Annotated in this window: 17 protein-coding genes; 13 read left to right on the forward strand and 4 right to left on the reverse strand. The window is 57.0% G+C overall.

The window, feature by feature from the left end; all coding sequences use genetic code 11:
- Positions 1 to 31: 31 nt before the first annotated feature.
- Complete coding sequence (gene hmpA, locus INF77_RS08695; RefSeq protein WP_193532630.1) at positions 32 to 1222, reverse strand: NO-inducible flavohemoprotein; 1191 nt, start codon at positions 1220 to 1222, stop codon at positions 32 to 34.
- 303 nt (positions 1223 to 1525) lie between these two features.
- Here hmpA and glyA point away from each other — a divergent pair, with 303 nt between their 5' ends.
- Complete coding sequence (gene glyA, locus INF77_RS08700) at positions 1526 to 2779, forward strand: serine hydroxymethyltransferase (RefSeq protein ID WP_025757663.1); 1254 nt, start codon at positions 1526 to 1528, stop codon at positions 2777 to 2779.
- A gap of 54 nt (positions 2780 to 2833) precedes the next feature.
- Here glyA and INF77_RS08705 read toward each other — a convergent pair whose 3' ends face one another.
- The gene (locus tag INF77_RS08705; RefSeq protein WP_028014082.1) at positions 2834 to 3256 is read right to left on the reverse strand and encodes a DoxX family protein; all 423 of its coding nucleotides are present in this window, start codon (positions 3254 to 3256) and stop codon (positions 2834 to 2836) included.
- A 172-nt stretch (positions 3257 to 3428) separates the two neighbouring features.
- Here INF77_RS08705 and INF77_RS08710 point away from each other — a divergent pair, with 172 nt between their 5' ends.
- A complete protein-coding gene (locus INF77_RS08710) occupies positions 3429 to 4568 on the forward strand; it encodes a 3-phenylpropionate MFS transporter (protein WP_028014081.1) in 1140 nt (379 codons plus the stop codon).
- On the opposite strand, the gene csiE is transcribed toward INF77_RS08710, so the two are convergent.
- Entirely contained in the window at positions 4569 to 5846 is a 1278-nt protein-coding gene (gene csiE, locus INF77_RS08715; protein WP_049001532.1) for a stationary phase inducible protein CsiE, read from the reverse strand.
- A 125-nt stretch (positions 5847 to 5971) separates the two neighbouring features.
- Here csiE and INF77_RS08720 point away from each other — a divergent pair, with 125 nt between their 5' ends.
- Both INF77_RS08720 and INF77_RS08725 read left to right on the forward strand, forming a co-directional pair.
- Positions 5972 to 6610, forward strand: coding sequence for a DUF1007 family protein (locus INF77_RS08720; RefSeq protein WP_028014079.1), 639 nt, complete (start codon positions 5972 to 5974; stop codon positions 6608 to 6610).
- Positions 6601 to 7593 carry a nickel/cobalt transporter gene (locus INF77_RS08725; RefSeq protein ID WP_047368105.1) on the forward strand — a complete coding sequence of 331 codons (993 nt, stop codon included), beginning with the start codon at positions 6601 to 6603 and terminating at the stop codon, positions 7591 to 7593. Before INF77_RS08720 ends, INF77_RS08725 begins: the two co-directional genes overlap by 10 nt.
- Positions 7594 to 7598: 5 nt before the next feature.
- Here the strand turns inward: INF77_RS08725 and suhB are convergent, their stop codons facing one another.
- Positions 7599 to 8402 carry an inositol-1-monophosphatase gene (gene suhB / locus INF77_RS08730; RefSeq protein WP_028014077.1) on the reverse strand — a complete coding sequence of 268 codons (804 nt, stop codon included), beginning with the start codon at positions 8400 to 8402 and terminating at the stop codon, positions 7599 to 7601.
- A 132-nt stretch (positions 8403 to 8534) separates the two neighbouring features.
- Here suhB and trmJ point away from each other — a divergent pair, with 132 nt between their 5' ends.
- From trmJ to iscX, 9 genes are all read left to right on the forward strand, one after another.
- Complete coding sequence (trmJ, locus tag INF77_RS08735) at positions 8535 to 9260, forward strand: tRNA (cytosine(32)/uridine(32)-2'-O)-methyltransferase TrmJ (RefSeq protein WP_028014076.1); 726 nt, start codon at positions 8535 to 8537, stop codon at positions 9258 to 9260.
- Positions 9261 to 9476: 216 nt separating this feature from the next.
- Complete coding sequence (gene iscR / locus INF77_RS08740) at positions 9477 to 9968, forward strand: Fe-S cluster assembly transcriptional regulator IscR (protein WP_008502158.1); 492 nt, start codon at positions 9477 to 9479, stop codon at positions 9966 to 9968.
- A 117-nt stretch (positions 9969 to 10085) separates the two neighbouring features.
- A complete protein-coding gene (iscS, locus tag INF77_RS08745; RefSeq protein ID WP_003860663.1) occupies positions 10086 to 11300 on the forward strand; it encodes a cysteine desulfurase in 1215 nt (404 codons plus the stop codon).
- 24 nt (positions 11301 to 11324) lie between these two features.
- The gene (gene iscU, locus INF77_RS08750; RefSeq protein WP_003860661.1) at positions 11325 to 11711 is read left to right on the forward strand and encodes a Fe-S cluster assembly scaffold IscU; all 387 of its coding nucleotides are present in this window, start codon (positions 11325 to 11327) and stop codon (positions 11709 to 11711) included.
- A 13-nt stretch (positions 11712 to 11724) separates the two neighbouring features.
- Positions 11725 to 12048 carry an iron-sulfur cluster assembly protein IscA gene (gene iscA, locus INF77_RS08755; protein ID WP_003860659.1) on the forward strand — a complete coding sequence of 108 codons (324 nt, stop codon included), beginning with the start codon at positions 11725 to 11727 and terminating at the stop codon, positions 12046 to 12048.
- Positions 12049 to 12124: 76 nt separating this feature from the next.
- Positions 12125 to 12640 carry a co-chaperone HscB gene (hscB, locus tag INF77_RS08760; protein ID WP_049136695.1) on the forward strand — a complete coding sequence of 172 codons (516 nt, stop codon included), beginning with the start codon at positions 12125 to 12127 and terminating at the stop codon, positions 12638 to 12640.
- Positions 12641 to 12654: 14 nt separating this feature from the next.
- Positions 12655 to 14505 carry a Fe-S protein assembly chaperone HscA gene (hscA, locus tag INF77_RS08765; protein ID WP_193532631.1) on the forward strand — a complete coding sequence of 617 codons (1851 nt, stop codon included), beginning with the start codon at positions 12655 to 12657 and terminating at the stop codon, positions 14503 to 14505.
- Position 14506: 1 nt separating this feature from the next.
- Positions 14507 to 14842 (forward strand): ISC system 2Fe-2S type ferredoxin, encoded by a 336-nt coding sequence (gene fdx / locus INF77_RS08770; protein WP_003860652.1) that lies wholly within the window; start codon positions 14507 to 14509, stop codon positions 14840 to 14842.
- 1 nt (position 14843) lies between these two features.
- The gene (gene iscX / locus INF77_RS08775; protein ID WP_003860650.1) at positions 14844 to 15044 is read left to right on the forward strand and encodes a Fe-S cluster assembly protein IscX; all 201 of its coding nucleotides are present in this window, start codon (positions 14844 to 14846) and stop codon (positions 15042 to 15044) included.
- Positions 15045 to 15076 lie beyond the last annotated feature (32 nt).

Below are 15076 nucleotides of genomic sequence, written 5' to 3' on the forward strand. Positions count from 1 at the left end.
AAAAAGCCCCTCGAACGAGGGGCTTTTTGCGTTACAGCACCTTATGCGGCCCGAAACATTCGTAATGAATGTTGTCTTTATTCACGCCCAGCTCAACCAGCTGCTTCGCGGCATACTGCATAAACGCCACGGGTCCACAGACGTAGAACTGCATTTCCGGCGCGCTAAACGCCCCTTCCATCTGGCTTAAATTCATCAGTCCTTCGCTGTCAAAGCGTGCGGCAGTGCGGTCTGCCTCCGTCGGCAGGCGATACCAGGTATGCGCGGTGAAACGCGGCAGGGTCGCTCCCAGCGCTTTCACTTCATCCGCAAAGGCGTGGACGTCGCCGTTCTCCGCTGCGTGGAACCAGTTAACCTGCGCGCTGTGGTTTGCTTTCGCCAGCGTATCCAGCATCGCCAGCATTGGCGTTTGGCCCACGCCCGCGGAGATCAGCGTGACCGGGATATTGTTTTCAATGGCCATAAAGAAGTCGCCCGCCGGCGCGGCCAGATGGATCACGTCGCCCACGCTCGCTTCGTTATGCAGCCAGTTGGATACCTGACCGCCGTCCTCGCGCTTCACCGCAATGCGGTAGCCTTTGCCGTTTGGTTTGCGGGTCAGAGAGTACTGGCGGATCTCCTGATGCGGGAAGCCTTCAGGCTTCAGCCATACGCCCAGATACTGGCCCGGCTGGTAATCGGCCACCGGCTGGCCGTCAACCGGCTCAAATTCAAAACTGGTGATAAGCGCGCTGCGCGGCGTTTTCTCGACGATACGGAAGGCGCGCGTTCCTTCCCAGCCACCGTTCTTGCTGGCGTTTTCGCTGTAGATCTGCGCTTCACGGTTGATAAACACGTTTGCCAGCACGCCGTAGGCTTTACCCCAGGCGTCCAGCACCTCCTGGCCCGGGCTGAACATTTCGTCCAGCGTTGCCAGCAGGTGAGTGCCGACGATGTTGTACTGCTCGGGTTGGATCTGGAAGCTTGTGTGCTTCTGGGCGATTTTTTCCACCGCGGGCAGCAACGCCTCCAGGTTTTCGATGTTGCTGGCGTAGGCCGCGATGGCGTTGAAAAGCGCTTCACGCTGATCGCCGTTACGCTGGTTGCTCATATTGAAAATCTCTTTGAGCTCCGGATTGTGCGTGAACATGCGATCGTAGAAATGGGCGGTAAGTTTAGGGCCGGTTTCCACCAGCAGGGGAATGGTGGCTTTAACGGTAGCGATGGTTTGAGCGTCGAGCATGGCAGCTTCCTTCTGATATAACCTAATGATGTATTTTAAATGCATCTTATAAAAAATACCCATGCTTTGTAAATGGTTCTTTGCAAGATGAAAAATACGCATCACAAACCTGAAAAGAAATCCGCTGGAAATAGTGAGATCTTTATTCCTCAAACCCTTGCGTGGCGTGAAGGAAAACGTTTGCGTAAAATCGTTTGTCAAGACCTGTTATCACAGAACTATTCAGTTATACTGTTGCCCGTCGTCCAACAGGACTGCCTTTTCAGGCCAAAATTTACTTGTTAGCTGAGTCAGGAGATGCGGATGTTAAAGCGTGAAATGAACATTGCCGATTATGATGCCGAACTGTGGCAGGCTATGGAGCAGGAAAAAGTACGTCAGGAAGAGCACATCGAACTGATCGCCTCCGAAAACTACACCAGCCCGCGCGTAATGCAGGCGCAGGGCTCTCAGCTGACCAACAAATACGCTGAAGGTTACCCGGGCAAGCGCTACTACGGCGGTTGCGAGTACGTTGATATCGTTGAGCAGCTGGCTATCGACCGTGCGAAAGCACTCTTCGGCGCTGACTACGCGAACGTTCAGCCGCACTCCGGCTCTCAGGCTAACTTCGCTGTTTACACCGCGCTGCTGCAGCCGGGCGATACCGTTCTGGGTATGAACCTGGCGCAGGGCGGCCACCTGACTCACGGCTCCCCGGTTAACTTCTCCGGCAAACTGTACAACATCATTCCTTACGGTATTGATGAGTCCGGTAAAATTGACTACGAAGACATGGCTAAGCAGGCCAAAGAGCACAAGCCGAAGATGATCATCGGTGGCTTCTCTGCTTACTCCGGTATCGTTGACTGGGCAAAAATGCGTGAAATCGCAGACAGCATCGGCGCGTACCTGTTCGTTGACATGGCGCACGTTGCGGGCCTTATTGCCGCAGGCGTTTACCCGAACCCGGTTCCTCACGCTCACGTTGTGACCACCACTACTCACAAAACCCTGGCGGGTCCACGCGGTGGCCTGATCCTGGCGAAAGGCGGTGACGAAGAGCTGTACAAAAAACTGAACTCTGCCGTGTTCCCAAGCGCGCAGGGCGGCCCGCTGATGCACGTTATCGCCGCAAAAGCGGTCGCGCTGAAAGAAGCGATGGAGCCAGAGTTCAAGGTGTATCAGCAGCAGGTTGCTAAGAACGCCAAAGCGATGGTGGAAGTGTTCCTGAACCGTGGCTACAAAGTGGTATCCGGCGGGACTGAAAACCACCTGTTCCTGCTGGACCTGGTTGATAAGAACCTGACCGGTAAAGAAGCTGACGCTGCCCTGGGCCGCGCCAACATCACCGTGAACAAAAACAGCGTGCCAAACGATCCGAAGAGCCCGTTCGTGACCTCCGGTATCCGTATCGGTTCTCCGGCCGTGACGCGTCGCGGCTTTAAAGAAGCGGAAGTGAAAGAGCTGGCTGGCTGGATGTGTGACGTTCTGGACAACATCAATGACGAAGCGGTTATCGAGCGCGTCAAAGGTAAAGTTCTGGATATCTGCGCACGCTTCCCGGTATACGCATAATTCCTCTGCTTTGCAGAAATAAAAAAGGCCGCGCTTGCGGCCTTTTTTTATGGCTTAACGCCGGTCCAGGGAAATGGCCCCCGGTCCCACAATCGCCAGCAAAATAAACGCGCCAGCAATACTGACGTTCTTGTAGAAATTAATCATATTCGGCACAACCGCATCTCCGGTCATATCCCAGTAGTGGTGACCAATAATCGCCGTGCCCAGCGTATAGAAGACAAAGAGCACCGCGAGGGGGCGGGTGAAAAAGCCGAGCACGATCAGGATCGCGGCGGGAACCTCCATTACTACGGCGATAATGGCCGCCAGCATCGGCATGGGGGCGCCGAGCGACGTCATATACTGAACGGTGCCGCTAAACCCCGTCAGCTTGGGATAGCCAAAAATAATAAACAGGACAACGATGGCAATACGGGCAATCAATAGCAGGAAGGAGCGTGAGGAGCCGAAATCGAAATAACGTAAGCTGTTCATGGCAAACGACCTCTTCAGGCGATGTCTTTTAAACGTAATACAATTTTGCCGCTCACGCCATACGCTGACCGGCTGTCCAGGAGGTTAATTTATCGTTAATTTATAGCGCGCTAACGACTTGCTAAAGTGCAGGATAAACGCCAGACTATCGCCTCCATTTCGGGAGGGATTCATGGTCTTGCATTCCACGCGCTGGCTGGCGCTCAGCTACTTCACCTACTTCTTTAGCTACGGTATTTTTCTGCCTTTCTGGAGCGTCTGGCTCAAGGGAATTGGTTTGACGCCAGAAACCATTGGCATCCTGCTGGGCGCGGGGCTGGTGGCGCGTTTCCTCGGAAGCCTGCTGATTGCCCCCCGCGTCAGCGATCCCTCCTTACTGATTAAAGCGGTGCGCATTCTGGCCCTGCTGACGCTGGTCTTCGCGGCCTGCTTCTGGGTCAGCCACCAGTTTGCCTGGCTGATGGTAGTGATGGTTGGCTTTAATCTGTTCTTCTCCCCGCTGGTACCCCTGACGGATGCGCTGGCGAACACCTGGCAAAAGCAGATCACCATGGACTATGGTCGCGTGCGCCTCTGGGGATCGATTGCCTTCGTGATCGGCTCGGCGTTGGTGGGGAAACTGGTCAGCCTTTACGACTACCGCGCGATTCTGGCGCTGCTGAGTATCGGTATTGCCTCGATGCTGCTGGGCATGCTGCTGCGCCCGTCGGTGATGCCGCAAGGGGAGAGTCGCCATCAGGAGAGCGCCGGCTGGCCCGCCTGGCGGAGCCTGGTGGCCCAGAGCTGGCGTTTTCTGGCGTGCGTCTGTCTGCTTCAGGGGGCGCATGCGGCGTACTATGGCTTCAGCGCCATCTACTGGCAGGGGGCGGGCTACTCGGCCTCTGCGGTCGGTTACCTGTGGTCGCTGGGGGTGGTGGCAGAAGTCATTATTTTCGCCCTGAGCAAAAAGCTGTTCCGCCGCTTCGGCGCGCGCGATCTGCTGCTGCTTTCCGCGGTCTGCGGCGTGGCGCGCTGGGGGATTATGGGCTGGACGACCGAACTGCCGTGGCTGATTATGGCGCAGATCCTTCACTGTGGCACCTTCACCGTGTGCCACCTGGCGGCGATGCGCTATATCGCGGCGCGCGAGGGCGGGGACGTGATCCGTCTGCAGGCGGTCTACTCTGCGGTGGCGATGGGCGGCAGCATTGCGGTGATGACGGTCTTTGCGGGCTTTCTGTATCAGCATCTGGGACACGGCGTGTTCTGGGTCATGGCGCTGGTGGCGCTCCCGGCGATGTTTGTTCGACCGAAAGTGGCCGCACGGGCGTAGCTACGATTCCAGCATGGCGCGAATATGTTCCTGCTGCTGCGCGTTAAGTGATTCAACCGCGTGGATCAGCGGCGGCGAGAACAGCGGCAGCACGGTAGGATAGGGGGTGATAACCAGCGCGGCTTCGCGCGGTGCCCCCTCTTTCTGGAACGCCTGCAGCGTCAGATAGCGAATGTTGAGCGGCAGCAGGGTTAATTCGCGCAGCTGCTGTTCAATCACCTCCTCACAGGATTTATCCTCCCCGGTCAGCAGCACTACCTGTTTTTCATGCAGATCGGTCTCCTGCATCAGCCAGGCGCCGAAAATAACCGCTACCAGCGCCATCTCTTCATCGGAGAACCGCAGCCCAAATTCGGCTTCCAGCTCAAAGAGTGCCTCTTTCGTGGTGCGTAACAGCCGGGGATAGAGACGGTGAATTTCCTCAGGCAGGCTATTGTCGATGCCGATCTCAAACAGCGAGCGGTCCAGCGCCTGAGCCAGATGGATATACAGCTGATCGGTCAGCCCCTGCTCATCGCTGAAGTTCATCCCGGTCTGGGAGCGGAAACGGGCCACCATGCGCACAATGGCGCGGCGGAGGCGCTGATCCTGCTGGTGTTTATCGAGCACTGGATCGGGCGTGCGGAGCATCATAAACAGCAGCGCCAGAAACAGCTGCTCATCCACGTGCGCGCCCTGCGGCACGCGCCGCTTCCAGTGACGAACAATTTCCTGCGCCGTAAAATACTCTCCCCGCGACTGGGTCCAGCTGCGCTGCGCGTGGGAAAACTGCGGCGTATTCCCTAAGTGGTGCTGGATGAGGCAGTATTGCAAGTAGAGCTGTAAGAACTGGACGTCCCGGCATTCAAACTGACGCTGCAGCTTGCGTGAGCAGAAGCCGATCAGCGCCCGCAGATTAGCATCGTCGTAGAGCGGCCGCGCGATGCCGTGCTGTTTAAGCGCGGTTTTTAAGGCTGGGGTAAACTGGTGCGAGACAAACTGCGGACAAAGGCGGAGCGCCCTGCGCAGCCAGTGCAGCAGACATAAACGCTGATTCAGGGCAGTGCCTTCAATTCGGTAGCTACCGTCATGGTGCGTGACGATATCCAGCCGGTGATAGCGCTGGATTTCATCGCGCGTCTCGGCTATATCTTGCCGTGCCATGACCTCGTCCACGCCGTTGGCAGCGATTATGCTCTGTGCGGTGACGGCAGCATCGGGCAGGTAAAGCATCAAAAGCACCTGGCAGCGGCGCTGCGAACTGGAAAGCACAGATGGAATTTCAAGCGTCGTCATCATCTGTCGGGTATCCAGTGTGAATGTTTGATAAGAATAGCTAAAGGATGGGCGCTGAAAAGCGTGCCGGCAGGCCTTTCACTCAGGATTGCTGGGGAACATCACAGAATTTTTGACGTGAGGAATTGATGCAGACAGTTAAACAAAATGCGATGGCGTTATTTTTGGCGGTTATCACCTTTACCGCCAGCGCACATCCTCACAGTTTTATCAGCCTGAAAACCGAGCTGGTCACCGACGGCACGCAGCTGAGCGGCCTGAAAATGCGCTGGACGATGGATGAAATCACCTCGGCGGATCTGCTTTATGATGCGGGTAACGCGAAGCCCGGCGACGAAATCTGGAAAAAGCTGGCGGCAGAAGTGATGGCCAACGTGCTCGGGCAACACTACTTCACCGAGTTCTGGCATAACGGACAAAAGGTGAAGTTCCTCAATCGCCCGACAGAATACGGCATGTCCCGCGACGGACATCAGGCGGTGCTGACGTTCGTGCTTCCACTGGCGCATCCGCAGCCGCTGGCAGGACAAACCTATACGTTTTCTACCTTTGACCCAACGTACTACGTCGATATGAGCTACGCCGAGGACAGCGACGTGCAGCTTCCTGCGTCGTTGCAAAAAACCTGCAACATTACGGTTCACACCCCGAAGCCCAGCGAAGAGACGCTGAATTTTGCTGTCTCTCTTGATAAAGAGGATGCCCCACCGGAGGACATGGAACTGGGTAAACAGTTTGCACAGAAGGTAACGTTACAATGTCAGTGATCTCCTCTCCGGTACGAAAGCCGCGCCGCTGGCTGCACCTCTGGCCGCTGGCGCTTTTTCTACTGCTCGCCGTTTGCGGTTCGCTCTGGCTGTGGCAGGCCTGGCCGCAGGTGATGATGAAAAGCATCATCTGGCAGCGTGAGGTCAATCAGCAGATGAGCGGGCTGCTGAAGGCGGTGGCGGAGAACCCGACCAAAGCGGGCGGTTCTCTGCTGGCGTTCAGCTTTATCTATGGCGTGCTGCACGCGCTGGGGCCGGGGCACGGCAAAATCGTCATCACCACCTGGCTTGCTACCCATCCGTCGAAGCTGAAATCAAGCATTGGCCTGACGCTGGTCTCTTCGCTGCTTCAGGGGGGCGTGGCGATTGCGCTGGTGGTGGTTGTGCTTTCGCTATTACAGCTTCCCGCGCGCCAGTTGCACCTGAGCAGCTTCTGGCTGGAGAAGGGCAGCTATGCGCTGGTCGGCGTGCTGGGGCTGATCCTCTGCTGGCGGGCACTGAAAAAGCTGCGCGCGCTGCTGCAAAAGCCCAAATTCAAAACCTTTACGCCGCACCATGTGCATGATGAGCACTGCGGCTGCGGGCATCAGCATCTGCCGACGCAGGAACAATTACAGAGCGGTGACGACTGGCGCGCGCGGCTGATGATAGTTCTCTCTATGGGGATGCGCCCGTGCTCGGGGGCAATCATGGTGCTGCTGTTCAGTAAAGTGATTGGCGTGTTCGGCTGGGGCATGCTCTCGGCGCTGGCGATGGCGGCAGGAACCTCTCTCACCATTTCGTCTTTGGCGTTGCTGGTTCACAGCTTCCGTCAGCTTGCGGTAAAACTCAGCGGCAATAAAACGCCGGTACTGTGGCGACAGGTAGGATGGACAACGCTCGCGCTGGCGGGGGGAGTGATTCTGCTGGTGGCGGCGGTGACGATGTGGATGAGCGCGGCGCCGTTTAGCACCCTCTCCCCTTTGGGGAGAGGGCTGAGATGAGGAGATTAACGCTTCAGCGCATCGCTCAGCTCGTCACGCATGTTGGCCAGCATGGCTTTAACAACGCGTGGGTTACCCGCAACGATGTTGCCGGTGGTCATGTAGTTGTGGCCGCCGGTGAAGTCGCAAACAATCGCGCCTGCTTCACGTGCGATCAGCTCGCCTGCAGCGAAGTCCCACGGCTTCAGTGACAGTTCGAAGTAACCGTCAACGCGGCCGGTTGCCACATAGGCCAGATCCAGCGCAGCAGAGCCGGTGCGACGGAAGTCCGCGCATTCGGTGAACAGCTTGCCCAGGATATTCATATAGGTAGTTGCGTGCTGCTTCGCCTTGAACGGGAAGCCGGTCGCCAGGATGGTGCCGTCCAGATCGCGTGCGTTGCTGCAGCGCAGACGGTAGCCGTTCAGCTGTGCGCCCTGGCCGCGGGTCGCGGTGAACAGTTCGTTACGCATTGGATCGTAAACAACGGCGACTTCAGTACGGCCTTTAATGCGAACTGCGATTGACACAGAGAAGTGTGGCAGGCGTTTAACGAAGTTGGTGGTGCCATCCAGTGGATCGATAACCCATTGAACATCCTGATCGGTACCTTCATGTTCACCGCTTTCTTCGGTGATGATGGTGTGCTGCGGGTAAGATTTGCGGATCGTTTCGATAATAATCGCTTCTGCGGCTTTATCGACGTTAGTCACGAAATCATTGCTGCCTTTCTGGCTGGTTTCTACGGAGTCTGGCGTTTCGTAGTGTTTGGCAATTACATTACCCGCCTTGCGCGCTGCGCGCACGGCGATGGTCAGCATCGGATGCATCGGTCTCTCTCACTGGATGTTAAAGAACAGGAAAATCGGCGCAGAGTATAGCAGCGGGATCGGATTATGTCTCCCGTTTATGATAATATGCCCGAATATTCTTCAGACACTGAACCCAGACATCTAAAAATTATGCTGCAAAACATTCGAATCGTGCTGGTCGAAACATCGCACACCGGCAACATGGGCTCTGTGGCCCGCGCTATGAAAACGATGGGCTTAACGAACCTGTGGCTGGTTAATCCGCTGGTGAAACCAGACTCTCAGGCTATCGCCCTGGCGGCCGGGGCCAGCGACGTAATCGGTAATGCGCAGATCGTTGATACCCTCGACGAAGCGCTGGCCGGCTGCAGCCTCGTTGTCGGCACCAGCGCGCGCTCACGCACGCTGCCGTGGCCGATGCTGGATCCGCGTGAATGCGGCCTGAAAAGCGTCTCAGAAGCAGAGCAGGCACCGGTTGCGCTGGTGTTTGGCCGCGAGCGCGTTGGCCTGACCAACGACGAACTGCAGAAGTGCCACTACCACGTGGCAATTGCCGCCAACCCGGAATACAGCTCGCTGAACCTGGCAATGGCGGTGCAGGTTATCGCCTACGAGGTGCGTATGGCGTGGCTGGCGACGCAGGAGAAGCAGGCAGAACCGAAAGAAGAGACGGCCTACCCGCTGGTGGACGACCTTGAGCGTTTCTACGGTCACCTGGAGCAGACGCTGCTCGCTACCGGCTTCATCCGTGAAGGCCACCCTGGCCAGGTGATGAATAAGCTGCGCCGCATGTTTACCCGCGCGCGTCCGGAAAGCCAGGAGCTGAACATCCTGCGCGGAATTCTGGCGTCGATTGAGCAGAAGAATAAAGAGTAGTGCCGATTTCCCCCTCTCCCCGTGGGAGAGGGTTGGGGTGAGGGCATCAGGCCGCACCTATATTATGAAGGCACAGAAGGTTAAATACCTGACTAAAACAGTCAAGTAAATAGTTGACCATTTTAGTCAGGAATGTCAGACTTGGCCCTGCTATGCAATACCCCCATTTTACTATAAAAAACCCCGGGCAGGGGCGAGTTTGAGGTTAAGTAAGACATGAGACTGACATCTAAAGGGCGTTATGCCGTGACCGCGATGCTGGACGTTGCGCTCAACTCCGAAGCGGGCCCGGTTCCGTTGGCTGATATTTCTGAACGACAAGGGATCTCCCTCTCTTACCTGGAACAGCTGTTCTCCAGACTGCGTAAAAATGGACTGGTGTCCAGCGTTCGTGGCCCGGGCGGCGGTTATCTGCTGGGTAAAGACGCGGGCAGTATTGCGGTTGGCGAAGTGATTAGCGCGGTGGATGAATCCGTTGACGCAACCCGTTGCCAGGGTAAAGGCGGCTGCCAGGGCGGCGATAAGTGCCTGACCCACGCGCTGTGGCGCGATCTGAGCGACCGTCTGACCGGCTTCCTGAACAACATCACCCTCGGTGAACTGGTCAATAACCAGGAAGTTCTGGACGTATCAGGCCGTCAGCACAGCCATGATTCACAACGCAGCACCCGCGCGCAGGACGCTATCGACGTCAAATTACGCGCGTAATAAAACGATAAGTATTTCAGAATCAGGCCGGGGTGGTCACACCCCGCGTACTCGGTCGTACATCCAGCCGGTTGCCTGATTCCTTGCATTGAAGCGATGTACGGAGTTTATAGAGCAATGAAATTACCGATTTATCTCGACTACTCCGCAACCACGCCGGTGGACCCGCGTGTTGCCGAGAAAATGATGCAGTGTCTGACCCTGGACGGAAACTTTGGTAACCCAGCTTCCCGTTCACACCGTTTTGGCTGGCATGCTGAAGAGGCGGTGGATATCGCCCGTAATCAGATTGCTGACCTGGTGGGTGCCGACCCGCGTGAGATTGTTTTCACCTCCGGTGCGACCGAATCCGACAACCTGGCGATCAAAGGTGCAGCCAACTTTTATCAGAAAAAAGGCAAGCACATCATCACCAGCAAAACCGAACACAAAGCCGTGCTGGACACCTGCCGCCAGCTGGAGCGTGAAGGTTTCGAAGTGACCTATCTGGCGCCGCAGAGCAACGGTATTATTGACCTGAAAGAGCTCGAAGCGGCGATGCGTGACGACACCATCCTGGTCTCCATCATGCACGTTAACAACGAAATCGGCGTGGTACAAGACATCGCGACCATCGGCGAAATGTGCCGCGCGCGCGGTATCATCTATCACGTTGATGCGACCCAGAGCGTGGGCAAACTGCCTATCGACCTGAGCCAGCTGAAAGTAGACCTGATGTCCTTCTCCGGCCACAAAATCTATGGCCCGAAAGGGATCGGCGCGCTGTACGTTCGTCGTAAGCCACGCATCCGCATCGAAGCACAGATGCACGGCGGCGGTCACGAGCGCGGCATGCGTTCCGGTACGCTGCCTGTTCACCAGATCGTGGGCATGGGCGAAGCGTACCGCATTGCGAAAGAAGAGATGGAAACCGAGATGGCACGCCTGCGCACGCTGCGTAACCGTCTGTGGGACGGCGTGAAAGATATGGAAGAAGTGTATCTGAACGGCGATCTCGAGCAGGGCGCGCCGAACATCCTCAACGTCAGCTTCAACTATGTTGAAGGCGAATCGCTGATCATGGCGCTGAAAGACCTGGCCGTTTCTTCCGGTTCTGCCTGTACGTCTGCAAGCCTGGAGCCATCCTACGTGCTGCGCGCGCTGGGTATGACTGACGAGCTGGCACACAGCTCTATCCGTTTCTCTTTAGGTCGTTTCACTACCGAAGAAGAGATTGACTACACCATCAAGCTGGTTCGTAACTCCATTGGCCGTCTGCGCGACCTTTCTCCACTGTGGGAAATGTTCAAGCAGGGCGTGGATCTGAACAGCATTGAATGGTCACATCACTAATCGGTATATAAGGAGAATTCAATCATGGCATACAGCGAAAAAGTTATCGATCATTACGAGAACCCGCGCAACGTTGGCTCTTTTGACAACAGCGATGAATCTGTCGGTAGCGGCATGGTTGGCGCGCCAGCGTGTGGCGACGTGATGAAGTTGCAGATTAAAGTCAACAATGAAGGTATCATTGAAGACGCGCGCTTCAAGACCTACGGCTGCGGTTCTGCAATTGCGTCCAGCTCCCTGGTCACCGAGTGGGTGAAGGGCAAGTCTCTGGACGAAGCACAGGCAATCAAGAACACGGATATTGCTGAAGAACTCGAACTGCCGCCGGTGAAAATTCACTGTTCAATTCTGGCAGAAGACGCGATCAAAGCCGCCATTGCGGATTACAAAAGCAAACGTGAAGCAAAATAATTGAGGTTTGAGTATGTCGATTACCCTTAGCGACAGCGCTGCCGCGCGAGTAAGCTCTTTTCTGGCGAACCGTGGTAAAGGCTTTGGCCTGCGACTGGGCGTACGTACCTCCGGCTGTTCTGGTATGGCTTACGTACTGGAGTTTGTTGACGAGCCGGCGTCTGATGACACCGTGTTTGAAGACAAGGGCGTGAAGGTGGTGGTCGATGGCAAAAGCCTGCAATTTCTCAACGGCACTCAGCTGGACTTCGTAAAAGAAGGCCTGAACGAAGGGTTCAAATTCACGAACCCGAACGTCAAAGACGAGTGTGGTTGCGGCGAAAGCTTCCACGTTTAACCGCGCGTCATCCGAAACCCCACCGTGGCTTTGCTGCGCGTGGGGTTTGTTCTAACAGGCTACCCCTGAGATTGTTATGGATTACTTCACTCTCTTCGGACTACCCGCTCAATACCCGATCGATCTTCAGGCGCTGACGGTCCGTTTTCAGGATCTGCAGCGTCAGTATCATCCGGATAAATTCGCCAGCGGGACGCAGGCAGAGCAGCTGGCTGCGGTATCGCACTCCGCGACCATCAACCAGGCCTGGCAGACGCTGCGCCATCCGCTGGCGCGTGCAGAATATCTGCTCTTGCTCCACGGCTTTGATCTGGCGAGCGAACAGCACACCGTGCGCGACACCGCGTTTCTGATGGAACAGCTGGAGCTGCGCGAAGAGCTGGATGAGATTGAACAGGCCAAAGACGAAGCGCGTCTGGAACGTTTTATCACGCGCGTGAAGGGCATGTTCGATACCCGCCATCAGCAGATGGTGGAGCAACTGAACAACGAGACCTGGGACGTGGCGGCAGACACTGTGCGCAAACTCCGTTTTCTCGATAAACTGCGAAGCAGCGCTGAACAACTCGAAGAAAAGCTGCTCGATTTTTAATTTCGGAAGCAATTATGGCCTTATTACAAATTAGTGAGCCTGGCTTAAGCGCCGCACCGCACCAGCGTCGTCTGGCGGTCGGTATTGACCTGGGCACCACCAATTCCCTCGTGGCGACCGTGCGCAGCGGCCAGGCGGAAACGCTGGCCGACGAGCAGGGCCGCCATCTGCTGCCTTCCGTGGTCCACTACCAGCAGCAGGGTCACGCGGTCGGCTATGACGCCCGCGCCAACGCCGCGCGCGATCCGGCCAACACCATCAGCTCCGTAAAGCGCATGATGGGCCGCTCGCTGGCTGATATCCAGACCCGCTACCCGCACCTGCCGTATCAGCTGCAGGCCAGTGAAAACGGTCTGCCGATGATTGCCACGGCGGCCGGTTTGCTGAACCCAATTCGCGTGTCTGCTGATATCCTCAAAGCGCTGGCGGCGCGCGCGACGGCGACGCTTGGCGGCGATCTGGACGGCGTAGTGATCACCGTTCCGGCCTATTTTGACGACGCACAGCGACAGGGCACCAAAGACGCCGCGCGTCTGGCGGGCCTGCACGTGCTGCGCCTGCTGAACGAACCGACGGCGGCGGCGATTGCCTACGGCCTCGACTCCGGTCAGGAAGGGGTAATTGCGGTCTACGATCTGGGCGGCGGCACCTTTGATATTTCTATCCTGCGCCTGAGCCGCGGCGTGTTTGAAGTGCTGGCGACCGGCGGGGATTCCGCGCTCGGCGGCGATGATTTCGACCATCTGCTGGCGGACTACATCCGCGAGCAGGCGGGCATCAGCGATCGCAGCGATGCGCGCGTTCAGCGCGAACTGCTGGATGCAGCCATCGACGCCAAAATTGCGCTGAGCGATGCGCAGTCGGTCAGCGTTAATGTCGCAGGCTGGCAGGGTGAAATCACCCGCGACCAGTTCAGCGAGCTGATTGCGCCTCTGGTTAAACGCACCCTGCTGGCCTGCCGTCGCGCATTAAAGGATGCGGGCGTGGAGGCTGACGAGGTGCTGGAAGTGGTCATGGTGGGCGGCTCAACGCGCGTGCCGCTGGTGCGCGAGCGGGTGGGCGAGTTCTTTGGCCGCACGCCGCTGACCTCCATCGACCCGGACAAAGTGGTTGCCGTCGGCGCCGCTATCCAGGCCGATATTCTGGTTGGCAACAAGCCGGACAGTGAAATGCTGCTGCTGGATGTCATCCCGCTGTCTCTCGGTTTAGAAACCATGGGCGGCCTGGTGGAGAAAGTGATCCCGCGTAACACCACCATTCCGGTGGCGCGTGCGCAGGAGTTCACCACCTTCAAAGACGGCCAGACCGCGATGTCCATCCACGTGATGCAGGGCGAGCGCGAACTGGTGCAGGACTGCCGCTCTCTGGCGCGCTTTGCGCTGCGCGGCATCCCGGTGCTGCCAGCTGGCGGGGCGCATATTCGCGTGACCTTCCAGGTAGATGCGGACGGCCTGCTGAGCGTCACGGCGATGGAAAAATCGACCGGCGTGGAGTCGTCCATCCAGGTGAAGCCGTCCTACGGCCTGACCGATGGCGAAATCGCCTCCATGATCCAGGATTCAATGAGCTACGCCGAGCAGGATGTGAAGGCGCGTATGCTGGCTGAACAGAAAGTTGAAGCCGCACGTGTGCTGGAAAGTCTGAACGGGGCGCTCGCTGCCGATGCCGCGCTGTTAAGCGCCGCCGAGCGTCAGGTGATTGACGAGGCTGCCGCGCGCTTACGCGCAGTCGCCGAAGGCAATGACGCTGACGCAATAGAAGAAGCCATTAAAAACGTTGATAAACAAACCCAGGACTTCGCTGCTCGCCGCATGGACAAATCTGTCCGCGTCGCGCTGAAAGGCCAGTCCGTGGACGAGGTTTAATATGCCAAAGATTGTTATTTTGCCTCATGCGGACCTCTGTCCGGATGGCGCTGTTCTGGAAGCGAAGACCGGTGAAACCATTCTCGATGTTGCCCTGCGTGCAGGTATCGAAGTGGAACACGCCTGTGAAAAATCCTGTGCCTGCACCACCTGCCACTGCATCGTGCGTGAAGGTTTTGACTCCCTCGCCGAGAGCACCGAAGACGAAGACGACATGCTGGATAAAGCATGGGGTCTGGAGCCAGACAGCCGCCTGAGCTGCCAGGCCGCGGTGACCGATGAAGATCTGGTCGTGGAATTCCCACGCTACACCATCAACCACGCACGCGAGCATTAATATGGGACTGAAGTGGACAGACAGCCGTGAAATCGGCGAAGCGCTCTACGACGCGAACCCGGATCTCGATCCCAAAACCGTACGATTCACCGACATGCACCAGTGGATCTGCGATTTAGAGGATTTCGACGACGATCCAAACGCATCCAATGAAAAAATTCTGGAGGCGATTCTGTTAGTCTGGTTAGATGAAGCAGAGTAAATCACTTAACGGGCTGCCTTCAGGCGGCCCGT

Origin of the sequence: Enterobacter cloacae complex sp. P1B (genome assembly GCF_014982345.1) — a bacterium.
GTDB classification, from domain to species: domain Bacteria; phylum Pseudomonadota; class Gammaproteobacteria; order Enterobacterales; family Enterobacteriaceae; genus Enterobacter; species Enterobacter bugandensis.